This is a genomic window from Streptomyces sp. NPDC025793, assembly GCF_055558375.1.
Genome location: NZ_JBVHMR010000006.1, coordinates 106,302 through 131,441, shown reverse-complemented (window position 1 = coordinate 131,441; position 25,140 = coordinate 106,302). Strand labels below are relative to the sequence as shown.

The window sequence follows — 25,140 nt, the reverse complement described above, 5'->3', positions numbered from 1 at the left end:
CGAAAGGGGCAATGTCATGCACCTGGCAAGATTCGCGGCTTCCGCCTGCGCGCTCGCACTGGCAGCTACCGGCGCGGCCACGGCCCTGGCGCCCGCCGGCAGTGCCGCGTCCGCGGCGGGCAGCGTCTATTCCGTGGCTCCCTATGTCGACATGTCGAACGGTCAGGAGGGCCTGCTCGACACGGCCGTCACCGGACACGGCCTCAAGGCCTACACCGCGGCCTTCGTGCTCGGCACGGGCTGCAACCAGATCTGGGGCGACACGCTCCCCATCGGCAACGACTCCTACACCGACCCCGAGATCGCCAAGGCCAAGTCCGAGGGCGCGTCGGTCATCATCTCCTCCGGCGGGGCGAGCGGTGAGCCGCTCGCCTGGACCTGCTCCACACAGAGCAGCATCGACGCCGGATACCAGGCCCTCATCGACGACTACGGCGTCACCCAGCTGGACTTCGACGTCGAGGGTGCCGCGGTCGCGGACACCGCGGCGGCGGCCCGGCAGATGCAGGCGATGAAGGACCTCAAGGCGGCCAACCCGAACCTCCGGTTCTCCATGACCCTGCCGGTGCTGACCAGCGGGCTCACGGGTGACGGCGTCAACATCCTCAAGGCCGCCAAGAACGCCGGCATCAAGATCGACGTGGTCAACATCATGGCCATGGACTACTACGCGGGCACCGGCACCGAGATGGGCCAGGGCGCCGTCGACGCCGCCAAGGCCACGCTGGCGCAGATGCAGTCCGTCGACTCCGGCTACACGTACGCCAACCTCGGCATCACCCCGATGATCGGCAAGAACGACGACGGCTCCACGTTCACCCCGGCGGACGCGCAGACGGTGGAGAACTTCGCCGCGCAGAACGGCGTCGGACGCCTCGCGTTCTGGGCGGTCACCCGCGACCAGCCGTGCGGCGGAAGCGCCAACTCCCTGCCCACGTGCAGCGAGATCAGCCAGAACAGCCTCGCCTTCACGGACGCGTTCGTACCGTACGAGGGCAGCTCGGGCGGTGGAGGCGGCACCACGGGCAGCGACTTCTCGCTCTCCCTGTCACCCGGCTCCGCCTCGGCCGCCCCGGGCGGCTCGGCCGGCGCGACCGTGAACACGGCCGTCACCTCCGGCAGCGCCGAGTCGGTCAGCCTCTCCGCCACCGGCGCGCCCTCCGGTGTCAGCGTCTCCTTCAGCCCGGCGTCGGTCAGCTCCGGCAGCGCGTCGACCCTGACGGCGGCGGTCAACTCATCGGTGGCGGCGGGCAGTTACCCCATCACCGTCACCGGTACGGCCGCCAGTGGCAGCCACAGCGCGACGTACACGCTCACCGTCACCTCCAGCGGGGGCGGGGGCGGTGGCGGCTCGCTGACCAACGCCGGCTTCGAGACCGGCGGTCTCGGCCCCTGGACCTGCACGGGCGGCAGCGCGGTGGTCTCGACCCCGGTCCACTCCGGCAGCCACGGCCTCCAGGTCACACCGGGCGCGAGCAGCACGGGCGAGTGCGACCAGACCGTCACCCTGTCCCCCAACCACAGCTACACGCTGAGCGGTTGGACCCAGGGCCCGTACGCCTACATCGGGGTCAGCGGCGGCGCCACCGCCAGCACGTGGTCGAACAGCTCGACGTGGAACCAGCAGTCGGTCACCTTCACCACCGGCAGCAGCGCGACCGTCACCGTCTACGTCCACGGCTGGTACGGCCAGTCCGACGTCTACGCCGACGACTTCACCCTGAGCTGACCACCGCCACCCCTGCACGCGTGCGGCGCACCTCTCCCCCCACAAGAGATGCGCCGCACGTTTTCGTGGTCCGGGGCTGGGTCAGCCGTCGTTCTCCGCGGACGGGATGTACGCGCCCGGTACGTCGTTCGGAGCGAAGATCTTCTTCTCGCCGGGGTACGGCGTGCTCCAGTTGTGGGTCTCGTACCAGGTGAGGTGGTTCATCTGCTCGGGGTTGGCGTAGTCGGGCACGGCGTTCGGGCCGGTCAGCCGCTGCGTCGACCTCCAGTCGTTCCACTCGGACACGAGCGACTTCTCGTCCGCCGGGACCTTCGTCGCCGGGACGAGCGCCGCCTTGGTGTTCTGCTTCGCCGGGGTGTCCACGCCGCAGGACGGCGGGGTGCTCAGACCGTCGGTCAGCGAGGTCCGGTTGGGCAGCGCCGTGAACGGCGTGTCGTCCGGGTGGCTGGTGAAGGCGCCGCGCATCGGGGTGGCCGCGCTGTCCTTCTGGTTCATCGGGTGGATCCCGAGGATCTGCTCGATGGTGCGGATCATGGTGATCTGCGAGTAGTAGTGGCTGTCGACCGTGTCGTGCTGGGCCCAGGGGCTGATGATCTGGATGGGCGCACGGTGGCCGTCGACGTGGTCGAGGCCGGCCTGGGAGTCGTCCTCGACGACGAAGATCGCCGAGTCCTTCCAGTACTTGCTGTGCGAGATCTCGTCGACGATCTTGCCGGTCGCGAGGTCGTTGTCCGCGACCTGGGCCGCGGGGCTCGCCGGACCGCCGGTGTGGTCGCTGGAGAGCCAGAACATGTTCAGGTTCGCCGGACCGTTCTTCGCGAAGTCCTGCTTCCAGATCTGCTCCCGGTAGACGTCCGGGACGCTGGTGTCGAACTTCGGGAAGCCGGGCACCGACACGCTGTTGAGCGAGGGGATCGGCGAGGACGAGTTCAGCGGGTAGGCGGTGCCCTGCCCGGTCGCGGCCATGTTCTTGGCGTCGCAGTACAGGTTCTGCCAGCTCGCGCCCGACGGCTTGGTCAGGAACTGCTGGAACTCGCCGAAGTCCCGCACGGACTTGCCGGCCGCCTGCGCACCGGACCACAGGAAGCCCGACTTCTGGTGGCCGAGCGCGTCGTCCTCGGTGTCGTAGCTGCGCTGGTACTCACCGGCCGAGGACTCGGTGTACTCGGGGTTGTCGGCCTGCATCAGCCAGTTGTGGCCCTCGGCCGAGTTCGTGCCGATGTCGTACGTGTTGTCGTAGAGCCCGAACTGCTCGGCCAGCGCGTGCTGGTTGGGCGTCACATTCTCGCCGAACTGGGTCAGCGACGGGTCGCCGTTGCCCTTCGCGATGTCGCCGTAGACCTGGTCGTAGGTCCGGTTCTCCTTGACGATGAGGAAGACGTGCTTGATCGTCGAGGGGTCGCCGAGGCGCGCCGGGACCGGCACCGCCCTGGCCTTGCTGTGCTTGTTCGCCGTCCGCACCGCGCCCGCGGTCCAGCCGTTCTGCTGGAAGACCTTGCGGGTCTCGGAGCGGATGGTCCGGTCGCTGGGCAGCGCGAACCGCGTCAGGCTGGACGTCGTGTCGTGGGTGGCGTGGCCGGCGCTGTCGGGGCGGCGGGCGTCGATGCCACGGGTGTTGGAGACGACCACCGTCTTGCCCACGGTGGTGATCTCGGAGGGGAAGTAGTCCGTCGGGAGCAGGCCGACGTAGGAGACCGGCTCCTGCGCGGAGGTGTAGCGGTAGACGGCGACCGCGTTGGCGCGGCCGAGCGTCACGAGCAGGTGCCCGTCGTCGGTGAGGGTGACCGCGTCGGGCTCGTAGCCGACCGAGGCCTCCGGCCAGGGCTGGGTGGAGATGGTCTGGACGACCTTGTCGTTCTTGGTGCTGATGACCGACACGTTGTTGTCGGCGGTGTTGGTGACGAACACCGCGCCGTTCTTGGCGTACACGGCCGTCGGGTGCAGGCCGACGTCGATGGTGCCGACGGCGGCGGAGGCGTTCTTCAGGTCGATGACGCTGACCGTGCCGGTGGTGGTGGCACCGGTCCTGGGGTTGGCGGGCACCTGGGTGCCGTAGGAGTTGATCGTGGTGTCGCCGGCCTTCGCCGGGCGGCCGCCCTCGTTGCCGACGTAGAGCTTGTCGCCGACCTGGACCAGGCCGCGCGGGGCGTTGCCCACGGACCAGGTCTGCTTGACGGCGCCGGTCGCCGCGTCGATGGCGACCACCCGGTTCTGGCCGTTGACCGCGGAGTACACGGTGGAGCCGTCGGCGGAGAACACCGCCGCGCTCGCCAGGGCGTGCTTGTCGCCGTCGGCCGGGATCGAGACGGTCACCGGGTTGGCGAGGGTGCCGTCGGCGTTCACGGTGAACTTGGTGTAGCCGTCGGTCTGGCCCAGCCACAGCTGCTTGCCGTCGGGCGAGTACGTCGGGCCCTCCTGGCCGACGGCGGCGCTCTTGATGCGCAGGTCGTCGGCCGCGTTGGTGCCGACCTTCTGCTTCACCTGTCCGGTCTTGAGGTCCACGAGGACCAGTGCCGCGTCCCCGTCGGTGACCGCGGCGGCGAGGTGGCTGCCGTCCGGGCTGACCGTCGACGACATGATCTTGCCGTCGTTGATGACGAGGCGGCTGCCGTACGGGTTGAGGTACTGGTCGCTGGAGATGACCTGGCCCTTGTCGGTGACCTGGCCGACCTGCTCTTTGCCGAACTGCTGTGTCGAGGCCACGGCGGTGCCGGTGGCCAGGGCCGCCGTGGTGATGCATGCCGTGAGCAGCGTCGCCCGGCGGCCGACTTGTCTGCCGAGCAGGACGAAGTACTCCTTCTCGGCTTGCCGGCGTCGGCGCGTTATCTGCATGACGTCATCCCTTCGGGGAGGTGGAGAGCAGGTCGACAGTGCCGTCGAACTGCCAGAGCGGGTTGGGCGCGTCTCCGGTCGAGGTGCGCACCAGGAAGTAGCCGTTCACTTCCTTCGGTCCGTCGCCGTCGGCCACGAACCGCCCGTCGGCGGTGATGTCGAGCTGGTAGACGGCCTGCCCCACGGTCCGGGTGCCGGGCAGGTGCCAGGAGACGACGCAGCGCCAGTCGTTGCCGGCCCCTTGTGCGTCGTCCGCGACGTCGCCCTTGGTGCAGGCGGCCGAGGACTTCAGTTGTGCCTCGGTGACGGCGGGCCGGTTGAGCTGCGCGGTCTGCATCCGGTAGAGGTGCGCGAAGGCCGTGGCCAGTGAGCGCTGCACCTTGTCCTGCCGGATCCCGGAGCCGGTGGTCGCGCCGGTCGCCGCGGCGACGACCGCGACGGTGACGGCGATGAGCCCGGCGATCGGCAGGAGTCCGGCGGTGACCGCGCGGCGCGCCGACCGGTCGTCGGCGGAGTTGGTGAAGTCGCGCCGCAGGAACAGCAGATAGGCGATAGCCGTCGCCGTCACCGCCCACACCAGGCTGACGGCGATGCCGATGACCAGCGGGCCGAGCTGGCCCGGGTCGGCGAACAGGCCGTTCCAGGAGATGAACGCCCAGCTGGGCAGGGCGAGCCGGACGGCGACGGGCAGCGGCAGCATCTGGGCGAGCTGCATCACGAGGGCGACGACCGCGGGCAGCAGCAGTCCCATCGGGGAGCGGCCCAGCACGACCGACCCGAGCAGTCCGATGCCGGCCAGCGCCAGGGTCGGGGCCAGCACGCTCAGCCAGGCGAGCAGCACCTTGCCTGCCGCGTCCCCCGGGGCGAGCAGATGGTCGTCGAGCCCGACCAGCGGATGGTTGCCGACGGCGAGAAGCCCGCCCACCGTGCTCGAAGCGGCCAGCCCGGCCACGAGCAGCACGATGACGGTCAGACTCGCCAGTGCCTTGGCCACGAAGATCCGGCGGGGCGAGCGGACGGCGACCAGCAGATGCCGCCAGGTGCCGAGCCGGTCCTCGGAGGCGAACACGTCACCGGCGACCACGGAGGTCAGCAGCGGCAGCGCCCAGGTGCCCGAGAAGCCCAGGATCACCAGGGGTCCGGCCCAGCCGGTGGCGAGCATCCAGCGGCCGAAGAGGGTGTCGGCGGGCAGTGTGCTCTGCTGGCCGACTCCGGCGACGAAGAGCCCGGGCGCGATCCAGCAGGCGAGGACCAGCAGCCGGATGCGCCACTGCGAGACGAGTTTGACCAGTTCGAAGCGGTAGACCCGGGCCACGGTGACGCGGGCGGCCGTGGCAACGGGCGTATGGTCGACGGCAGTTGCGGTCATCTGTCGGCCTCCTGCCGGTCGGCGTCGGCGGTGTGCCGTGCGGTGTCGGCGTCCCGCTGCCCCGTGGCCGGTTCCTGCTGCTCGGTGAGGGCGAGGAACGCGACCTCCAGCGGGGACACCACGGGGGCGAGTTCGCGCAGCGCGACGCCCGCCCGTACGAGCCGTGTCACGAGCTCGTCCAGGTCGGGCACGAGCGCGCGGACGACGAGTGTCTCGGTGCCCTGGCGCGCGCCGACGCCGTCGACGGTGCGGATCCCGGGCGCGTCCGCCGCGAGCCTGCGCGCGGCCTGCGGGTCGGAGGTGACGAGCCGGTAGTCGAGTGCGCGGTTCTCGGCGGCCAGCTTGCTCAGCGGGCCGGAGAAGACGACCCGTCCGGTGGCGAGGATGGTGACCTCGGAGCACAGCGCCTCCAGGTCGTCCATCCGGTGGCTGGAGAGCACGACGCCGGTCCCCTGCGCCGCGAGCCGGTTGAGGACGCCGTGCACGTGCTTCTTTCCGGCCGGGTCCAGGCCGTTGGACGGCTCGTCCAGCACGAGCAGCCGGGGCCTGGTGAGGAGGGCGGCGGCGAGTCCGAGTCGTTGGCGCATGCCCAGGGAGAAGCCACGGGCCTTGTCGTCGGCGACATCGGTGAGCCCGACCTGGGCGAGTACGTCGTCGATGCCGGCCGCCCGCCGGTCCTGGCCGCGCAGTGCGGCCAGCGCGGCGAGGTTCTGGCGTGCGGTGAGCGAGGGGTACAGGCCCGGCCCGTCCACGAATCCGGCGACACCGTCGGGTGCCGCGAAGGTCCGTCCGACCGGTGTGCCGAGGATGTCGAGGCCGCCGCTGTCGGCGACGGCGAGGCCGAGCAGCAGCCCGAGCAGCGTCGTCTTGCCGGCCCCGTTCGGGCCGACCAGACCGTGGATCTGACCCTGCGCCACGTCCAGGTCGACGCCGTCGAGTGCGACGACCTCACCGAAACACTTCGTGATGCCGCGCGCCCGGATCGCGAGGAGTGTGTCCATGAGCCCCTTCCTTCACAAGCCTCAAGGAGGCTAGGGAGGGCACACAACGGTGGCAGGGGACGCCAGTTGAACGCTAGAGGAACGGAAGCCAACCGGCACGCTCGCTCCGGGTGGCGCCGCGTGGGTGGGTCTGTGTTCCAACTGTCCTACGTGTAAGGGTTGTTGTAGCGGCTCCGGGCCGGGTGGTCGGTGAGCCGGATGCCGTGGTCCCGCTTGAGGCGGGCCATCTCGAACAGCGCGATGGCGGTGACCGTCACCGGGGCGCCGAGGATGAAGAGGATCCCGAGCCTGAGTCCGAGGCCGTGCAGGTCGCCGGTGAACAGGTCGGGCAGGGCCATCAGCCAGGTCGTGACGATGGCGAGCAGGGGCGGCAGACAGCGGTGCACCGCGGCCGTACCGAAGAAGTTCCCCGTGATCCGCAGGGCGCCGGCGCCCACGAACCAGACCAGCCACAGCGTCACGAAGCCCAGCGGGATGATCAGCAGGCCGCCGCCCAGCGCGGTGCCGTTCTGGAGCAGCAGGGCGGTCACGACGACGGACGCGACGAAGGTGAGCAGCAGCCCCAGTGCCCTCAGCAGCACGGGACTCAGGGGTCGCAGGCTGCCGTCGCGCCGCCATCTCCAGAGCATGACCCCGACCGTGAGCGGGGTGATGAACAGCAGGACACCCGAGGCGATCAGCAGGTTCTGCGCCATCTCCTGGAAGGCGAAGCCGCCCTCGACGAAGGTGTAGACGCCGACGGCGGCGACGGTTCCGGCGGCGACCCGGACCCGCTTGAGCCACTCGACGGACGGGTCGAGCGGTTCGGGTATCCAGTCGGGATGGAACACCGCCCAGGCGGCGTGATGGGCCTTCAGATAGTTCCGCCGCCTCGGCCCGTCTCCCGTGCGGTTCCGCCACGCACCCGCCATCGCGCACTCCCCCGAGTCGCCGCCGCATGATCATCGAGGAGTCTACGGGAGGCCGGTGACAGCCCATCCGTAAGTTCATACACATGAACCGAACACACATGGGTGTACGCCGGCGAGGCCGCCGTGCCAGACTCGCCCCACGTCCCCGCGAGTCGGCCGAGTTGGAGGACAGTCATGAGCGTTTCCCGGCGTACCGTGCTCGCCGTGGCCGCCGTCGCTCCGGCGGCGCAGGCCACGCCCGCCTCCACATCCACGCCCGCGGCCGTGGCCACGGCCGCGGCCTCCGTCGCCCGCACGCTCGCCGAGGCCGCCGACTACGCGGTGCACAAGCTGCGGGCCGTCGCGCCGGGGGTGAGCGGCTTCCCGGTCGGCACGAAGTTCGAGAAGTGGGTCTTCTCGCAGAACGGCGACTGGGTCGGCGGATTCTGGCCGGGAACGCTCTGGATGGCCTACCTGCGCACCCAGGACGACATGTTCCGCACGCTGGCGCTCGACTGGGCCCGCAGACTCTCTCCCCGCCGTTACGACACCACGACCCACGACCTCGGCTTCCTCTTCTACCCGTCCTGGGTCACCGCGTGGCGGCTGACGGGCGACGAGACCTGGAGCGCGGGCGCCGTACAGGCGGCCGACTCGCTGATCCGGCGCTACAACCCGCGCGGCCGCTTCATCCGGGCCTGGGGAGCGCTGGACACCCGGCAGAACGCGGGCCGGGTGATCATGGACACCCTGATGAACCTCGACCTGCTGGCCTTCGCCAGCCGGCGGACGGGGGACGAGAAGTACCTGAACGTCGCCGTGGAGCACGCCGGAACGACGCAGCGGTACTTCCCCCGGCCGGACGGCTCGACGCCCCACGTCTTCGACTTCGACCCCGACACCGGCGCGCCGATCGGACCGGACACGGTCCAGGGCTACAGCCCTTCGTCCTGCTGGTCGCGCGGGCAGGCCTGGGGGATCTACGGCTTCACCACGATGTACCGCCGCACCGGCCACCGGCCGTTCCTGTCGACGGCGCGCAGCCTGGCCGACTACGCGACACGAGCGCTGACGCCCGACCACGTGCCAGTGTGGGACTACCGCGCGCCGCAGCAGCCCCATGACGTCAAGGACGCGTCGGCCGGGGCCGTCATGGCCTGCGGTCTGCTCGACCTGTCCACGGCGACCGGCAGGCCGGAGTACCGCGACGTCGCGCTGCGGATCCTCACCGCCCTCTGCGAGACCTGCCTGACGACGGGGTCGACGCGCGCGCAGGCCGTGGTCGCCCGCTGCACCCGCAACCGCCCGGCCGAGGACGGCATCGAGATCTCGCTGCCCTACGCCGACTATTACCTGCTGGAGGGCATCCTGCGCGTGCTCCAGCCGAAGGACGTCGACCGCGCCGTCGACCTGTCGACGACGGCGGCCGGCGTCAGTGGCTGAACGGGTCGTCGGCGGGGTGTTCCGTCGCGCCGGCCTGGCGCAGCAGCAGCCGGGCCAGACCGCGTGCCTCGTCCGGGGTGAGCGACGCCCACACGCCGGGCACGCCGCCGCGGTCCTCCCCCACGTCCAGGGCGATCCGGCTGACGGGCCGGTCCGCGAGGCCGAGCCTGAGGCGACGTACCTCGATCCGGCGGCCGCACATGGTCACGAGACGGGACTCGGCCACGGGGCTCCGCTCGATGCCCTCGTGCCGTTCGTCCGCTGCCGTCGTCATCGGTCCCACACTCCCTCCGCCGGTCGGTTCCGGCCCCGGCCATCGTCACCAGGTGCAGCACGCGACACGGCGGGATTGTTCCCGGACGCACCGCGTCCGCTCCGCGGACCGCGCCGACGGGGGCGGCGGCCGTGACGGAACGGCGCCGGAACAGTGGGGGTTGGAAGCGGACGCCTACGCGGTCTCCAGGGCCTCACCGGGCCCGGCGAGGCCCAGGTCGCGTGGGCCGAGCGGGGCGAAGAAGCGGTCCACGTCGGCGTCGGTGACCTCCGCGAGGGTCGCCGGGGACCAGCGGGGGTTGCGGTCCTTGTCGATCACCTGGGCGCGGACGCCCTCTACCAGATCGTGGGTGCCCAGGCAGGCGCAGGAGACGCGGTACTCCTGGTCGAGCACCCGCTCCAGCGGGCCGAGCCGCCGGGCTCGGCGCACCGCGGCCAGGGTGACCTTCAGGGCGGTGGGCGACTTGGCGAGCAGGGTTTCGGCCGCCTCCTTGGCCGCCGGGTCGCCGTGGGCGAGCAGCCGGTCCACGATCTCCTCGACCGTGCCGGCGCGGTAGCAGGCGTCGATCCACTCCCTCCGCTCGGCCAACTCCCCCTGGGGCGCGGGCCGTACGTGACGGGCGAGGGCGTCGTGCACGGACAGCCCGGCGAGGTCGGCCACGAGCTCCCCGAGTGCCGCGGAGGGTACGTAGTGGTCGGCGAGTCCGCACAGCAGGGCGTCACCGGCGCCGATCCGGTCCCCGGTCAGGGCGAGGTGGGTGCCCAGCTCGCCGGGGGCCAGGCCGAGCAGGTGGGTGCCGCCGACGTCGGGGACGAAGCCGATGCCGGTCTCCGGCATGGCGACCTGCGACCGCTCGGTGACGACCCGGACGCCGCCGTGTGCGGAGAGGCCGACCCCACCGCCCATCACGATGCCGTCCATGAGGGCGACGTACGGCTTGGGGTAGTGGGCGATGCGGGCGTTGAGCCGGTACTCGTCGCGCCAGAACGCGGCCGAGGCGGTGCCGTCGCCGTCCCGGACGTCGTCGTGGATGGCCCGGATGTCGCCGCCCGCGCACAGTCCGCGCTCCCCCGCGCCGGTGAGGACCACGGTCCGCACCGCCGGGTCGCGCTCCCAGGCGGTCAGCGCGGCGTCGATACGGCGAACCATCTCGTGGTCGAGGGCGTTGAGGGCCTTCGGCCGGTTCAGGGTGATGTGGGCGGCCCGGCCGGCGGTGTGGAACAGGACGGGTTCGTCGCCGTGCGGCACGGCTGCTCCCGCGGCGCCGGTCATCCGGACACCTCCGTCAGGTCATGGGCCACGGTGACGCGCATGATCTCGTTGGTTCCTTCCCGAATCCGGTGCACCCGCTGGTCTGGGACGATCTTCTCAAGGCCGTGCGCGCCGAGGTTCCCGCACCCCCCGTGCAACGGGACACGGCACGAGCGGCGCCGGGCCGGTCACACCGCGCGGCGCCCCGGGGGCGTGAAGGCGTACAGGTCGAGGATGTCCGGCGGGGCGGCCAGGCCCGGGCCGCCCGCGCGGACCCAGTCGATGATGTCCTCGGTCGCGTCCGGATCGTTGACCAGCCCCAGCCAGACCGGCCGCGCGCCGCCGGCCCGGGCGGCGGCGGAGGGCTGTACGACGATGACGTTGGCCTGGTCGCACGCGTCGAGGCAGTCGGAGACACGCACGGGCACCGCGGCGCGCAGCCGCGCGGTCTGGGCGGCATGGTCGACGCCGGGCACCTTGCGGGTGCCGCAGCAGCAGTCCCGGCACACGACGACCCGGCACGGTGCCGTCGCCCGCCCGCTCCCGGGTCCTTCCTCCGTCCGCCGCTCCGGCATGCCGTCCGCTCCCCTCCCGGGGAGATCCGCCCCGGTGTCCCTGAGCGGCCATCTTTTCATCTCTCCCGCCGGCGCCCCCGCGAGCCGCTGCCGCTGACCTGCCGGTGAGCGCCGTAGGCTCATCAACAGGCCAACAGGGAGCGGGTGTTGGAGCGAGGGAGAAGCCAGGTGGATGTGGCGGAGGCGTTCGAGGTGCGGCCCGTCCCCGAGTTGCTCGCGCAGAACGCGCGGCGCCACGGCGGCAGGCTGGCGTTCGCCGACGACCGGCGCCGGGTGGGCTGGGCCGAACTGGAGCGCAGGACAGCCGGGTTGGCGGCCCGGCTGGGGGTGGACCGCGGTGCCAGGGTGGCGTTCTGCCTCGACAACAGCGTGGAGCTGGTCGAGGGGCTGCTCGCCACGGTGCGGGCCGCCGCGGTCGGGGTGCCGCTGGGTCCGCGCGGCACCGATGCCGAACTCGCCGAGCTGCTGGCCGACTGCGATCCGGCCGTGCTGGTCACCGACCGGCGGAACCTGCCCCGGCTGGCCCCGCTGACGGCCGGGCGCCCCATCCGCCTGGTGGTGACCGGCGAGGGCCCGCTGCCGGAAGGGGCCGTGGGCTTCGAGGACCTGGCCGCCGTCGTACCGGCCACGGCACCCGGCGCGGACCCGGCCGCCGTGGTGTCGCCCGCGCCGCGCGACGACCTCGGCCTCGACGAGCCGGCCTGGCTGCTCTACACGTCCGGCACCTCCGGCTCCGCCAGGGCCGCGGTGTCCAGCCAGCGGTCCGCGCTGTGGTCGTCGGTCGCCTGCTATCTGCCGCGGCTCGGCCTGTCGGCGACGGACCGGGTGCTGTGGCCGCTGCCGCTCGCACACACCTACGCGCACTCGTTCTGTGTCCTCGGCACCACCGCGGCCGGGGCGAGCGCGCGGATCACCTCCGTGTCCGAACCGGCCGCGCTGGTCGGGCTGGTGGGCGAGTTCGCGCCCACCGTCCTCGGCGGTGTGCCCCTCACGTACCGGCAGTTGCTGGACGCGGGCCTGGGCACGGTGCCCTCGCTGCGGTGGTGCGTCACCGCCGGTGCGCCGAGCGATCCGGAGCTGCGCGAGCTGGTCGCGGCGGGCCTCGGTGCACCGCTCCTGGACGGCTACGGCAGCACCGAGACCTGCGGCAAGATCGCGATGGAGGCGCCGGACGGACCGAGGGTGCCCGGCGGCAGCGGGGCGCCGCTGCCCGGGACGGACGTCCGGATCGTCGATCCGCGGACCGGGCGGGACGGCGGCGAGGGGGAGATCTGGGTGCGCGGCCCCGGCGTCATGCTCGGCTATCACCGCCGGCCCGAGGAGAGCGCCCGTGCGCTGCGCGACGGCTGGTACCGCACCGGCGATCTGGGCCGGTTCGGCGAGCACGGCGCGCTGACCGTCACCGGCCGGGTGAACGACCGTATCGTGCGCGGCGGTGAGAACGTGGACCCGGCCGAGGTCGAGCACGTGCTGCGCGCTCTGCCCGGGGTGCGGGACGCGGCCGTGGTGGCGCGGGCCCATCCGCTGCTCGGCGAGGTGCCGGTGGCGTTCGTGGTGCCCGAGCGGCCCGACCTCGACCCGGCGGCGCTCCTGCGGGCCTGCGCCGCGGTGCTGTCGGCGCACAAGGTGCCCGAGGAGGTCCTGTTCGCACCGGCCGTGCCGCGCACCTCCGCGGGCAAGCCGCGCCGGGCCCTGCTGCGTGCGGCGCTGGCCGGGCGGCCGGCCGAGCCGCCGCTCGCGGCACTGGCCGAGCGCACGCCCGGCGAACGGCGGGCCGTCCTGACCGACCTGGTGTGCGCGGAGATCGCGGCGATGCGGGGTGCGGCCGCCGCGCCCGGCACGGCGTTCGCCGACCTCGGCCTGACCTCGATGGACGCGATGGCCCTGTGGCACCGGCTCAGCGTGCGCACGGGGCTGCGGCTGGCGGCGACGCTGGTCTGGGACCATCCGAACCCGGCCGCCGTGGCGGCCCACCTGGACGCCCGGCTGCACAGCGCGCCGGAGCCGGAGTCCGCCGGGGCGGTCGCGCGGCGCGGTCCGCAGGCCGAGCCGATCGCGATCGTGGCCGTCGGCTGCCGCTACCCGGGCGGGGTGGCCTCCCCCGAGGACCTGTGGCGCCTGGCGGCCGAAGGCGTCGACGCCACCGGCGACTTCCCCGCCGACCGGGGCTGGGACCTCGCCTCGCTGCACCATCCCGACCCTGACCACCTGGGGACGACGTACGTCCGCCGGGGCGGGTTCCTCGACGGCGTGGCGGACTTCGACCCGCTCTTCTTCGGCATGTCGCCCCGCGAGGCCCTGGCCACCGATCCCCAGCAGCGCCTGTTGCTGGAGGTCGCCTGGGAGACGCTGGAGCGGGCGGGCATTCCCGCGCCGACGCTGCGCGGCAGCAGCACCGGGGTCTTCGTCGGACTGATGCACGTCGGCTACGGCACCGGCGTCTCCCCGCACGAGCTGGAGTCGCACATCGGCATCGGTTCGTCGGGCAGTGTGGCCTCCGGCCGGATCGCGTACGCCCTCGGGCTGCACGGGCCGGTGCTGACCCTGGACACCGCCTGTTCGTCCTCGCTGGTCGCGCTGGACCTGGCCGCCGCGTCGCTGCGGGCCGGAGAGTGCACGCTCGCGCTGGCGGGCGGGGTGACGGTGCTGTCGAGCCCGCAGCCGTTCATCGCGTTCAGCCGTCAGCGCGGGCTGTCGCCGGACGGGCGGTGCCGTTCGTTCGCCGCGGGCGCCGACGGTACGGCGTGGGGCGAGGGCGTCGGTCTGGTACTGCTGGAGAAGCTGTCGGACGCCCGGCGCAACCGTCATCCGGTGCTGGCGGTGCTGCGCGGATCGGCCGTGAACTCGGACGGCGCGTCCAACGGCCTGACCGCCCCGAGCGGTGCGGCACAACGGGAGCTGATCCGGCTGGCCCTGGCCGACGCGGGGCTGCGGGCGGCCGACGTCGACGCCGTCGAGGGGCACGGCACGGGGACCGCCCTCGGCGACCCGATCGAGGCCGGCGCGCTCCTCGCCACCTACGGCCAAGGCCGCGATCCGGCCGACCCGCTGTGGCTGGGCTCGGTCAAGTCGAACCTCGGACACACCCAGGCCGCGGCGGGGATCGCGGGCCTGATCAAGATGATCGAGGCGATGCGCCACGGTCTGCTGCCGGCCTCGCTGTACGCGGAGCGGCCGTCCCCGCACGTCGACTGGTCGGCCGGGGCGGTACGGCTGCTCGACCGGGCGCGCCCCTGGCCGCGCCGTGAGCGGCCGCGCCGGGCGGCCGTGTCGTCGTTCGGCATCGGCGGGACGAACGCCCATGTGATCATCGAGGAGGCGGCGGAGGGGAGTTCGCAGACCTCCGCGCCGGCGCCCGGGCGGCGGCTGCCGGTGACGCCCTGGCTGGTCGGCGGCGGTGACGAAGCCGGGCTGCGGGCCCATGCCGCCCGGCTGGCGGCCGCGTCGGCCGACGTGACGAGCGAGGCCGCCGCGCTGGACGTGGCGTACTCGCTCGCGACCGCCAGGGCCCCGCTCTCCCACCGCGCGGCCGTCCTCGCCGACAGCCCCGAGGGCCTGCTCGCCGGGCTGCGGGACCTCGCGGACGGCGTCGACGGTCCGGCGCTGCTGCGGGGCACCGCGCGGACCCGGCCGAAGGTGGCGCTGCTCTGCGCGGGCCAGGGCGTTCAACGCCCGGGAATGGGCCGTGCGTTGTGTGCCGCGTTCCCCGTCTTCGACGCGGCGTTCGGCGGACTCTGCGACGCGTTCACGCCGTTGCTCGACCAGCCGCTGCCGTCGGTGATCGACGCCCCCGACGACGGCCTTCTGCACCGCACCGACTACGCGCAACCCGCCCTGTTCGCCTTCGAGGTCGCCCTGCACACGCTGCTGGCCGACTTCGGCGTACGACCGGACCGGTTGGCCGGCCACTCCGTCGGCGAGCTGGCCGCCGCGCACCTCGCCGGTGTGTTCTCGCGCGCCGACGCGGTACGCCTCGTCGCCGCCCGCGGCCGGCTGATGGCCGCCCTGCCGCCCGGCGGCACGATGGTCGCGGTGCGAGCGCCGCTCGCCGAGGTGACGCTCCTGCTCGGCCGGACAGGCGGCCGGGTCGCGGTCTCGGCGGTCAACGGACCGACGTCGGTCGTGCTCTCCGGCGACGAGGACGCGGTGACGGAGCTCGCCGCCGCCCTCGGCCGGCCGGCGCGACGGCTGCCGGTGAGCCACGCCTTCCACTCGCCGCTGCTGGACCCGATGCTGGCCGCGTTCCGTGCGGTCGCCGAGTCCGTGACGTACCACCGCCCGTCCGTCCCGGTGGTGTCCACGCTCACCGGCCGTCCCGAGCCGGACGCGCTCGCCACCCCCGAGTACTGGGTACGGCAGGCGCGTGAGACGGTCCGATTCGCCGACGCGGTCGGCCGGCTGGCGGACGACGGCGTCACCGCGTTCGTCGAGGCCGGGCCCTCCGCGGCGCTCAGCGCGGCGGCCGAGGAGTGCGTGGAACCGGGCACGGGTGCGGTGTTCGCGTCATGTGCCGGTCCGCGCACGGTACTTGAGTCGCTGGCCGCCCTGCATGTGCACGGGGTCGCGGTCGACTGGCCGTCGGTGTACGCGGACAGCGGTGCCCGGCGCCGGCCGCTGCCCACCTATCCCTTCCAGCGGCAGCGTTACTGGCTGAACACCGTCCGGCAGCCGGCCCCGGCCGGGCATCCGCTGCTCGGGCGGCCGCAGCCCGACGCCGACGGACCCGGCATCCGGCACACGGCCGCGCTGTCCACCAGCCGCCACCCCTGGCTCGCCGACCACGTGATCGGCGGCCGGGTGCTGGCGCCCGCGACGCTCTTCGCCGAGCTGGCCGCGCGGGCGGCCGGTGCGTCCGGCGCCGTCCGGCTCGCCGAACTGGCCCTCCACGAGCCGCTCGCGCTGTCCCCGGCGGAGCAGACGCAGGTGCAGGTGGTGGCCGGGGCGGCGGACGAGACGGGCGGGCGCCCGGTCACCGTCTGGGCCCGTACGGCCGAGACGCCCGGGCCGTGGACCCGGCACGCGACCGCGACGCTCACCACCGCGGATCCGACGCCCGCAGGTACGGCGCCCATCGGTGCGGCGCCCATCGGTGCGGCGCCCATCGGTGCGGCGCCGGAGGCCTGGCCGCCCCCGGGCGCCGTGCCGGTCCCGGTCGACTACCCGCGGCTCGCCTCGCACGGCCTGCGCTACGGACCCTCGTTCCGTGCCGTGACCGCGCTGTGGCGCCGGGACGAGGAGGTCTTCGCCGAACTGTCCCTGCCGCCCGGGGAAGCGGCGGCCGCCGGCGCGTACACGCTGCACCCCGCCCTCCTCGACGCGGCGCTGCACTCCGCGCTGCTGGCCGCGGAGCCGGGCGGGCGGCCGAGCGCGCCGCGGGTGCCGATGGCCTGCACCGGCCTGACGGTGTACGTGCCCGGCGCCCACGCCGCTCGTGCCGCGGTGCGGCGGCTGGGCCCGGACGAGTTCGGCCTCACCCTGACCGACCCGGCCGGCCGCCCCGTCGCCGCCGTGGAGTCCGTGGTCACCCGCACGCTCCCGGCGCCGCCCCGGGCCGCCGCCGGAACCCACCGACTCGCCTGGCGGCCCACCACCCCGGTCCACGACGCCGTTCCCGGGCACGAGGTGCTGGACGTGCCGGCTCTGGCCGCGACGCTGCCGGCCGTCCTGCCGGTCCCGGACCGGGTGCGCGGCCTGCTCACCGCCGTACTGGAACGGCTGCGCGGCTGGGCCTGCGATGTCCGGCCGGGCTGTCTGCTGGTGCTCACGCGCAACGCGACCGGTGACGATCCCGACCTCGCCGAGGCCGCCGTCGCCGGACTCGTGCGCAGCGCCCAGTCCGAGCACCCGGGCCGGATCGTGCTGGCCGACGGACTGGGAACTGCGCCCGCCCCGGCGACGGTCGAGGCGGTGCTGCGGTGCGGTGAACCCCAGGTGGCCCTGCGCGACGGTGTCCTGCGCGCACCCCGGCTCGCCCTCGCGGACCCGCCCGCCGCCGAGCCACCCGCGCTGGATCCCGCGGGCACCGTGCTCGTCACCGGCGGCACCGGTGCGCTCGGTGCGAGCCTGGCCCGGTATCTGGTCGCCGAACGCGGTGTCCGTCAGTTGCTGCTGGTCAGCCGCGGCGGCCGGGTCCCGGACTGGGCGGACGGCCTGGCGGCCACGGTGCGCGGGGCGGCCTGCGACGTGAGCGACCGTGCCGCCGTCGCCGCACTGGTCGCCTCCTGCCGCCCGGCGCCGACCGCGGTCTTCCATCTGGCCGGCGTGGTGGACGACGGCGTGCTGGACGCCATGACCGGTGAGCGGCTCGCGGCCGTGCTCGGGCCGAAGGCGGACGGTGCCTGGCACCTGCACGAGGCGACGCGGGACCTCGCCCTGTCCGCGTTCGTGCTGTACTCCTCGGCCGCCGGTGTGCTCGGCCGGCCGGGCCAGTCCAACTACGCGGCGGCGAACGGGTTCCTCGACGCCCTCGCCCGGCACCGGGTGGCCCAGGGACTGCCCGCACAGGCGCTCGCCTGGGGCCCCTGGTCCATCGCGGGCGGCGCGGGCATGGCGGGCCGTGTCGCGCCCGAACGCCTCGACGACGGGCTCGTCCTGCCCGTCACCGAGCAGGAGGGCACCGCTCTTCTCGACAGTGCGCTGCGCCGTGCGGAACCGGTGCTGGTGCCGGTCCCGCTGGACCTCACGGCGGCGGGCGGCGCCCCGGGCACACCGGCCCTCCTCGCGGACCTGCTGCCGCGGCAGGCGGGCCGGAGTGAGGAGGCGGCCACCGGCGTACCGGCCGCCGTCGGAGCCGTGACGCAGGCGCCGGGCGCGTGGCGCGAGCGGCTCGCGGCCGTCGCCGCGGGCGAACGGGAGGCGGTGTTGGCCGAGTTGATCCGTGCCGAGGCCGCCGCGGTCCTGGGCTTCCCGGACCCGGCCGCGCTCCCGTCCGACCGGGCCTTCACCGAGCTGGGCTTCGATTCGCTCACCGCCGTCCAGCTCCGCAACCGGATCGGTGCGTTCACCCGCGTGCGGCTGTCCCCGACCGCCGTGCTGGAGCATCCCACCCCGGCCGAGCTGGCGGCGCACGTCCATGCCGCGCTGGTCGAGGCGGGCGGGCTGCCGCGGGCGGACACCGGATCCCCCGTGGCTGGTGCCGACCCCTCCGCCGGTGCCGGCGCGTCGTACCGCTTCAGCCGTCTGTATCACCAAGTGCTGTGCGAGAAGGGGCCGTTGGAGGCGATGGGGCTGCGCTACCTCGCGTCGTACGCCCTGCCCGCGTTCGCCGAGGCCGAACGGGCCCGGCACACGGTCCCGCCGGTCCGGCTGGCGTGGGGCAGCGGCACCCCGCTGGTGTACATCCCCGACTACCTCACCCCGTCGCACCGCGTGCCCACCGCGCTGGCCGACCGGTTCGACGGCGAACACGACCTGTTCCTGCTGGAGCATCCCGGCTTCGGCGCGCCCCACCGGGCCGTCCCGGACGGCATGGCCACGCTGGCGCGCACGCACGCCGACACCGTACGGTCCCTGCCCCTCGGCACGGCCCCCGTCCTCGTCGGCTACTGCGCGGGCGGCGCGGTCGCCCATGCCGTGGCCCGGGAGCTCGCGCGGGCGGGACATCCGCCGGCCGGTGTGATCCTGATCGACTCCCACGCGGGGCTGCTGCGCCGCGACGACCCGCGCGGGCTGGCGCTGGTGTCGGCCGGTGCCGATCTGCCGGACGAACTGGTGGACCTGCTGGACGACTCGGTGCTGATCACCGGGGGCGGCTACGCCCGCGTCCTGGAGAACTGGCGGCCCGAGCCGTCACCGGTCCCGGCCCTGCTGCTCCGCGGCCGCCCCACCGCGCACATGCGGCGGATCGACCCCGACGCGGACTGGCGGCCGCACTGGCCGCTCCCCCACGACAGCGCGGACCTCCCCGGCGACCACCACTCCGCGCTGCACCGCGACGCCGACGGCACGGCCGCGGCGATCCGCGCCTGGCTGACCGACCGGCCGGCCGGGTGACCGCCCGAGTGACCGCGGACAGGCAACCGGACATGGAAACCGGACACGAGAACAGGAGCCTCCGGATGACCTCCGAGTACGACCTCGTCGTGGTGGGCGGCGGGCCGGCCGGCGCGACCGCCGCGACGGCCGTGGCCCTGCGGGGGCACCGCGTGCTCCTGCTGGAGCGCGACACCTTCCCCAGGTACCAGATCGGCGAGTCGTTGCTGCCCGCCACCGTGCACGGCCTGTGCCGCCTCCTCGGCGTCGCCGACGAGGTCGCCCGGGCGGGCTTCACCCCGAAGCGCGGCGGCACGATGCGCTGGGGCCGCGACCCGAAGCCCTGGCAGTTCTCCTTCTCCATGACGCCGCGCCTGCCCGAACCCACGGCGACCGCCTTCCAGGTGGAGCGCTCCCGGTTCGACGAGATACTCCTGCGCAACGCCGAGCGGGTCGGCGTCGAGGTCCGTGAGGGCAGCCCCGTGCGGCGCGTGCTCAGCGTGGGCGGACGGGTGCGCGGCGTCGAGTACACCGACCGGGACGGAACCGCGCGCACGGCACAGGCCCGGTACGTCATCGACGCGTCCGGCAACACCAGCCGGATCCACAGCCAGGTCGGCGGGGCGCGGGTGTACTCCGACTTCTTCCGCAACCTCGCCGTGTTCGGCTACTACGCGGGCGGACGCCGGCTCCCCGAACCGGACAGCGGGAACATCTTCTGCGCCGCCTTCGACGCCGGCTGGCTCTGGTACATCCCGCTGCGCGACGATCTGACCAGTGTGGGCGCCGTGATCGCGCCCGAGCACCTCGCCGCCGTCCAGCGCGATCCGCGCGGCGCCTGGCAGGACATGATCAAGGCCTGCCCGGAGGTCGACCGGCTGCTGACGGACGTACCGCTCGCGACCGAGCCGCCGTACGACCGGATTCGGGTCCGCAAGGACTACTCCTACTGGAAGACGTCGCTGTGGGTCCCGGGCATGGCGCTGGCCGGGGACTCCGCCTGCTTCGTGGACCCGGTGCTCTCGTCGGGCGTCCATCTGGCGACGTACGGCGCCCTGTTGGCCGCCCGCGCGGTGAACTCCGCGCTGGACGGCAGCGTCCCCGAGGAGCGCGGCTTCGCCGAGTTCGAGGCACGGTACCGCCGCGAGTACGGCGTGTTCCACGAATTCCTCATCGCCTTCTACGACATGGAACGGGGCGAGGACTCGTACTTCTGGTCGGCGAAGAAGATCACCCGGATCGACCTCGGCGAAGCCGCCGCCTTCGCCGAACTCGCCGGCGGACTGGTCTCCGGCGACACGTCGGTGCTCGCGGCCGAGCGCAGTGCCGGTGCGGCCGAACTGGACGACGCGGTGCGCCGGTTGGCGGACGGCGCGGAGCGCGTGAACCCACTGCTGTCGGCCCGGATCGTCGCGGACACCTTCCGCACCGGCAACGACCTCCAGGAAGAGGCCCTGTACGGCGGCTCCCCCGACGTCCCGGCCGCAGCGGATTCCCTGACGGTGGCGGCGGACGGACTGTCCTGGCTCCAGCCCTGAAAGCCGGTGAAAAGCCGGCGGTCGCGGGCGATAGGTTGAGGCCATGGCGGACGACTGGCGGACGGATCGGATCGGGGCGGCGCTGCGGGGCGGGAATCCCACGGTGCTGCGGAGACTCGCGGCGGGCTTCGCGGTGATCGGCGATGTGCAGTTCCTGCCCGGCTACTCGGTTCTCCTCTCGGACGACCCCGCTGTTCAGCGGCTGTCCGACCTGCCGAAGGGGAAGCGGCTGGCGTTCCTGTCCGACATGGACCTGCTCGGCGAGGCGGTCGAACGGGCCTGCCGCGGCCTCGACTCCGGCTTCCGCCGGGTCAATCTGGAGATCCTCGGCAACACGGATCCGTTCCTGCACGCCCACGTCTGGCCGCGGTTCGAGTGGGAGCCGGCCGAGCTGGTGGGCAAGCCCGTGTGGCTCTACCCGCCCGACCGGTGGCGGGACGAACGGTTCCGGCTCGGCCGGCGCCACGACGCGCTGCGGGCCGCGATCGGTGCCGAACTGGACGGGTTGCGGTCGACGCACTGACGGCCGTCCGGCACCGGGCGAGCGGCTCACTCCGGACGAGTTCCCCCCTTCCGCCCCGCCTGCCGTCCCTCACAGCGACGCGAGCGTCTCGGAAAGGTCGGCGAGGCCGAGTGACCCCAGCGTGAGTGCCTTCGTGTGCCAGGCCCGCAGATCGAAGGCGGTGCCGAGGCGGCGCCGGGAGGCTTCGCGGCCCTGGAGCCAGGCGCGTTCGCCGAGCTTGTACCCGATGGCCTGGCCGGGCCAGCCGAGGTAGCGGTCGATCTCGCTGGTGCGGCGGGCGGCGCCGCTGCCGTGGTGTGCGGCCATGAACGCGGTGGCGAGGTCGGGGGTCCAGCGTTCGCCCGGATGGAAGCCGGAGCCGGCCGGGACGGTCAGTTCCAGGTGCATGCCGATGTCGATGATCACACGGATGATCCGGAGCATCTGCTTGTCCAGGTAACCGAGTCGGCGGGCGGGATCGGTGAGGAAGCCCAGTTCGTCCATCAGGCGCTCGGCGTACAGCGCCCAGCCCTCCTTGTCCGCGCTGACCGCGCCGAGGGTGATCTGGTAGGTGCTGAGCCGGCCGGCCTCGGCGGTCCAGCGGGCGGTCTGCAGGTGGTGCCCCGGCACGGCCTCGTGGTACCAGGTGCTGACCATCTCCCAGGTGGGGAAGGTCTGTTGGCCGAGGGTCGGGAGGTAGGTGTATCCCGGGCGGCTGAAGTCCAGGCTGGGGCCGGTGTAGTAGGGGGCGCCCGAGCTGCCCGCGGGCGCGATGCGCGTCTCGACCCTGCGGATCGGGCCGGAGAGGTCGAAGTGGATGCCGTCGAGGGCGTCGATCGCCTCGTCCGTGATCTGCTGGAGCCAGGCGCGGATGTTCTCCTCGCCCGTGACGCTGTGGCCGTGCCGGTTCAGGTGGTCCATGGTCGCGCGGACGTCGGCGCCCGGGAGGATGCGTGCGGCCTCGGTCCGCATCTCGGCGCGCGTGCGGTGGAACTCCTCCCAGGCCCAGGCGTAGGCCTCGGCCGGGTCCGGGGCGGCGCCGATGGCCCAGCGCGCCGCGCGCAGGTAGCGCTCGCGGCCGACGGGGTCCGGGGTGCCGTCGGCGGCGGGCAGGTAGGCGCTGCGCAGCCAGTCGCGGAAGTCGGCCACCGCGCCCGTCGCCCGCTCGGCGGCGGCGTCGAGTCCGGGCCTGAGCCGGTCGGGCGCGGCGGCCACGAACGCGGCGAACCAGCCGGTGCCGCCGGCGTCCTGGCCGGTCCAGGCGGCGAGTTGGCCGAGCACGGCCCGCACCTGGCGGGGCGCGCACAGCAGCCCGCGGGCGATGCCCTCTGACAGGGTGGCCCGGTACCCGTCCAGGGCCCCGGGCACGTGCCGCAACCGGCCTGCGACGGCTGCCCAGTTCTCGTCGGTCTCGGTGGGCATCAGGGTGAAGATGCCGCGCACCTGGTGCAGGGGGGAGTTGACGTTGCGCAGTTGGCGGAACTGGTCGCCCGCCTCGTGCAGGGCGAGTTCGGCGGTCAGCCGTTCCCGCAGGAGGCGGGCGCAGTTCCGCTCGGCGTCCGCCCACACCGTGCCGTGCTTCTCCCCGTACCGCTCGGCCGCGTCGAGCGCGGCGAGCGTGCGCCGGGCCACGTCGGCCAGTGCCTCGAAGCCCTCCGGCGACAGATCCGGCTGCCGGTCGTCCTCCGGGTCGAGGCCGAGCCGGGTCGAGGTCACGGGGTCGAGGGCGGCGACCTGCGCGACGTGGTCGTCGGCGATACGGCGCGGTGTACTCGAAGTGCTCGGCGTGCTCGGTTCGTCGGCCATGCGGGCCATGCTGACGCCCCGCCACCGGGACTGTCAGCAGGGCGTGCTGTCTTTCGGCCGCGGTGGCTCAGCAGTACGGCGGCTGGTTGGTCAGGGATGCCGCCACCCGCATCCACACGACGAACTGCCGGTAGAGGCCGGGCAGCGGGCCGCGCGCCTCGACGGTACGGTCGTCCGTCGAGACGACTCCCGGAATTCCCGGCAGGGTGGCGGCCACGGAGGCCGACTGCCAGCGGACCCTGAGCGTCGCCGGGCCGGCCGCCACCGCCGGCGTGGGCAGCGGCGCGGAGAGTCTCGCGGTGACCGCCTCCTGGATGGCCGCGCGTGCCTCCTCGGCGGGGCGCAGCTCGGCGGCGAAGCGGTCCCGGGCGTACTTCACCGGCACGGTGGTGACCTCCGGGTCCCACTCGGCCGTCTCCGCGCAGGCGCGGTCGTCGCCGGTGAGGACCACCGTCGGTACACCGAGGGCCGCCGCGGTGGCATGGGCGAGTCCGATCTCGCCCACCGGCCTGCCGTCCAGCCAGATGTCCTCGATCTCATGGCCCATGAAGCTGTGGCTCAGCACGCCGAGCGCGCCGGCCCGGGCGTGGTAGCCGACGCAGACCATGGCGTCGTGCTCGGGCGTGAGGCCTTCGAGCATGCTCATCTGCTTCGGCTTGCCCCGGATCAGGCGGGCCGCCGGATCCAGATCCTCGGGGAGGATGTTGCGCATGGGGCCGTGGGCGTCGTTGACGAGGATGTCGGTGGCGCCGGCCGCGACGGCGCCCCGTACGGCGGCGTTGACGTCCTCGGCCATCATGCGCCGACCCCGCTCGTAGTCCCGGCCGCCGGGCTGGACGTCATGGGCGTCCACGAGGCCGGTGACACCCTCCATGTCCACGCTGATGTAGATCCGCATGCCCTCAACTATCGCCTGTGTCCTTGGCCGTGGGCCGTGCGAGGACCCGCCGGAGCCAGCGGGTGCGGGCGTCGCGGGCGTCGCGGCTGAGGGCCGCCTGGGGTGCGAAGGTGTCGAAGCCGTGGCACGCGCCGGGCCATACGTGCAGTTCGGCCTGGCCCCCGGCCTGCCAGAGGGCCTGCGCGTAGGCCACGCCCTCGTCCCGGAACGTCTCGGCGGCCCCGACCTCGATATAGGCCGGGGGCAGTCGCGACAGGTCCGTGGCGCGGGCCGGGGCCGCGTAGGGCGGCAGGTCCGCGGCGCCGTACCGGTCGCCCAACAGGGCTTGCCAGGCGGTCGCGTTGGAGGTCCGGTCCCAGAGGTCGACGCCGGCCATCTGGTGGCTGGAGAAGGTGTCGTTGCGGTCGTCCAGCATGGGGCAGACGAGGAGTTGCCCGATCGGGGCGGGGCCGCCGCGGTCCCGGGTGAGCAGGGCGAGTGCCGCGGCCAGTCCGCCGCCGGCGCTCTTTCCGCCGATGACGACACGGTCGGCGTCGACGCCGAGCGCGTCCGCGTGCTCGACCGCCCAGACGAATCCGGCGTAGCAGTCCTCCAGCGGACCCGGGTAGCGCGTGTGCGGTGCCAGCCGGTACTCGACCGAGAGGACGGCCAGGCGCAGCGGGAGCGCCCAGGCGCGCAGCACCTGCGGAAGCACGGACCAGGCGTTGCCCATGATCATGCCGCCGCCGTGCAGGTAGTACAGCAGCGGCAGCGGGCCCGCGAGTCCGGCGGGGCGTGCGCTGACGAGCGTGACGTCCGGTGCGCCGGGCGCTCCCGGCACGCGCAGCTCCGTCACCTCGAAGCGGCCGCCGTCCTCAAGGTCCCGGACCGTCGGCCGGGGCCGGCTCGCGGCGTCGCGCGCCTGCCGCGCGGCCAGGTTCTCCGGGGTGAACGGCTCCTTCGCCGCCTCCCCCAACGCAGCGATCGTCTCGGCCAGTTCGGGGTCGAGCGGCGGTGCCTTCCCGGGCGTCGATGCCGAAGTGAAGTCCATGCGGCCCAGTCAATCACCCGCCCCGGAGCAC

Annotated in this window: 16 protein-coding genes; 5 read left to right on the top strand and 11 right to left on the bottom strand. The window is 73.6% G+C overall.

What is annotated here, in order from left to right; genetic code table 11:
• Positions 1 to 16 precede the first annotated feature (16 nt).
• Positions 17 to 1,729 carry a carbohydrate binding domain-containing protein gene (locus ACZ4MF_RS14885; RefSeq protein WP_467492403.1) on the top strand — a complete coding sequence of 571 codons (1,713 nt, stop codon included), beginning with the start codon at positions 17 to 19 and terminating at the stop codon, positions 1,727 to 1,729.
• An 81-nt stretch (positions 1,730 to 1,810) separates the two neighbouring features.
• Here ACZ4MF_RS14885 and ACZ4MF_RS14880 read toward each other — a convergent pair whose 3' ends face one another.
• The 4 genes from ACZ4MF_RS14880 to ACZ4MF_RS14865 form a co-directional block, all read right to left on the bottom strand.
• A complete protein-coding gene (locus tag ACZ4MF_RS14880) occupies positions 1,811 to 4,561 on the bottom strand; it encodes a phosphoesterase (protein ID WP_467492402.1) in 2,751 nt (916 codons plus the stop codon).
• A 4-nt stretch (positions 4,562 to 4,565) separates the two neighbouring features.
• Positions 4,566 to 5,930, bottom strand: a complete 1,365-nt coding sequence (locus ACZ4MF_RS14875; protein ID WP_467492401.1) for an ABC transporter permease — start codon at positions 5,928 to 5,930, stop codon at positions 4,566 to 4,568.
• The gene (locus ACZ4MF_RS14870) at positions 5,927 to 6,931 is read right to left on the bottom strand and encodes an ABC transporter ATP-binding protein (protein WP_467492400.1); all 1,005 of its coding nucleotides are present in this window, start codon (positions 6,929 to 6,931) and stop codon (positions 5,927 to 5,929) included. The genes ACZ4MF_RS14875 and ACZ4MF_RS14870 overlap by 4 nt, the downstream gene beginning before the upstream one ends.
• Positions 6,932 to 7,077: 146 nt before the next feature.
• Complete coding sequence (locus ACZ4MF_RS14865; RefSeq protein ID WP_467492399.1) at positions 7,078 to 7,842, bottom strand: hypothetical protein; 765 nt, start codon at positions 7,840 to 7,842, stop codon at positions 7,078 to 7,080.
• A gap of 174 nt (positions 7,843 to 8,016) precedes the next feature.
• Here ACZ4MF_RS14865 and ACZ4MF_RS14860 point away from each other — a divergent pair, with 174 nt between their 5' ends.
• Entirely contained in the window at positions 8,017 to 9,264 is a 1,248-nt protein-coding gene (locus ACZ4MF_RS14860) for a glycoside hydrolase family 88 protein (protein WP_467492398.1), read from the top strand.
• Here the strand turns inward: ACZ4MF_RS14860 and ACZ4MF_RS14855 are convergent.
• The 4 genes from ACZ4MF_RS14855 to ACZ4MF_RS14840 all read right to left on the bottom strand — a co-directional run bounded on the left by ACZ4MF_RS14855 (position 9,254) and on the right by ACZ4MF_RS14840 (position 11,364).
• Positions 9,254 to 9,538, bottom strand: coding sequence for a hypothetical protein (locus tag ACZ4MF_RS14855; RefSeq protein ID WP_362820081.1), 285 nt, complete (start codon positions 9,536 to 9,538; stop codon positions 9,254 to 9,256). The two genes, ACZ4MF_RS14860 and ACZ4MF_RS14855, sit on opposite strands and share 11 nt — an antisense overlap.
• Positions 9,539 to 9,712: 174 nt before the next feature.
• Positions 9,713 to 10,810, bottom strand: coding sequence for an enoyl-CoA hydratase/isomerase family protein (locus ACZ4MF_RS14850; protein WP_467492397.1), 1,098 nt, complete (start codon positions 10,808 to 10,810; stop codon positions 9,713 to 9,715).
• The gene (locus tag ACZ4MF_RS14845) at positions 10,807 to 10,947 is read right to left on the bottom strand and encodes an acyl-CoA dehydrogenase family protein (protein WP_467492396.1); all 141 of its coding nucleotides are present in this window, start codon (positions 10,945 to 10,947) and stop codon (positions 10,807 to 10,809) included. The genes ACZ4MF_RS14850 and ACZ4MF_RS14845 overlap by 4 nt, the downstream gene beginning before the upstream one ends.
• Before the next feature lie 30 nt (positions 10,948 to 10,977).
• Positions 10,978 to 11,364, bottom strand: a complete 387-nt coding sequence (locus ACZ4MF_RS14840; RefSeq protein ID WP_467492395.1) for a (2Fe-2S) ferredoxin domain-containing protein — start codon at positions 11,362 to 11,364, stop codon at positions 10,978 to 10,980.
• Between the two features lie 168 nt (positions 11,365 to 11,532).
• Between ACZ4MF_RS14840 and ACZ4MF_RS14835 the strand changes: the two genes are divergently transcribed.
• The 3 genes from ACZ4MF_RS14835 to ACZ4MF_RS14825 all read left to right on the top strand — a co-directional run bounded on the left by ACZ4MF_RS14835 (position 11,533) and on the right by ACZ4MF_RS14825 (position 21,396).
• A complete protein-coding gene (locus ACZ4MF_RS14835) occupies positions 11,533 to 19,356 on the top strand; it encodes a beta-ketoacyl synthase N-terminal-like domain-containing protein (RefSeq protein WP_467492394.1) in 7,824 nt (2,607 codons plus the stop codon).
• 65 nt (positions 19,357 to 19,421) lie between these two features.
• Positions 19,422 to 20,873 (top strand): tryptophan 7-halogenase, encoded by a 1,452-nt coding sequence (locus ACZ4MF_RS14830; protein WP_467492393.1) that lies wholly within the window; start codon positions 19,422 to 19,424, stop codon positions 20,871 to 20,873.
• 43 nt (positions 20,874 to 20,916) lie between these two features.
• Positions 20,917 to 21,396 carry a diadenosine tetraphosphate hydrolase gene (locus ACZ4MF_RS14825; RefSeq protein ID WP_467492392.1) on the top strand — a complete coding sequence of 160 codons (480 nt, stop codon included), beginning with the start codon at positions 20,917 to 20,919 and terminating at the stop codon, positions 21,394 to 21,396.
• 69 nt (positions 21,397 to 21,465) lie between these two features.
• On the opposite strand, the gene ACZ4MF_RS14820 is transcribed toward ACZ4MF_RS14825, so the two are convergent.
• From ACZ4MF_RS14820 to ACZ4MF_RS14810, 3 genes are all read right to left on the bottom strand, one after another.
• Positions 21,466 to 23,181, bottom strand: a complete 1,716-nt coding sequence (locus ACZ4MF_RS14820; RefSeq protein ID WP_467492391.1) for a DUF885 domain-containing protein — start codon at positions 23,179 to 23,181, stop codon at positions 21,466 to 21,468.
• A 67-nt stretch (positions 23,182 to 23,248) separates the two neighbouring features.
• Entirely contained in the window at positions 23,249 to 24,079 is an 831-nt protein-coding gene (locus ACZ4MF_RS14815) for a M55 family metallopeptidase (RefSeq protein WP_467492390.1), read from the bottom strand.
• Positions 24,080 to 24,083: 4 nt separating this feature from the next.
• Entirely contained in the window at positions 24,084 to 25,109 is a 1,026-nt protein-coding gene (locus tag ACZ4MF_RS14810) for an alpha/beta hydrolase (RefSeq protein ID WP_467492389.1), read from the bottom strand.
• Between the last annotated feature and the right edge of the window lie 31 nt (positions 25,110 to 25,140).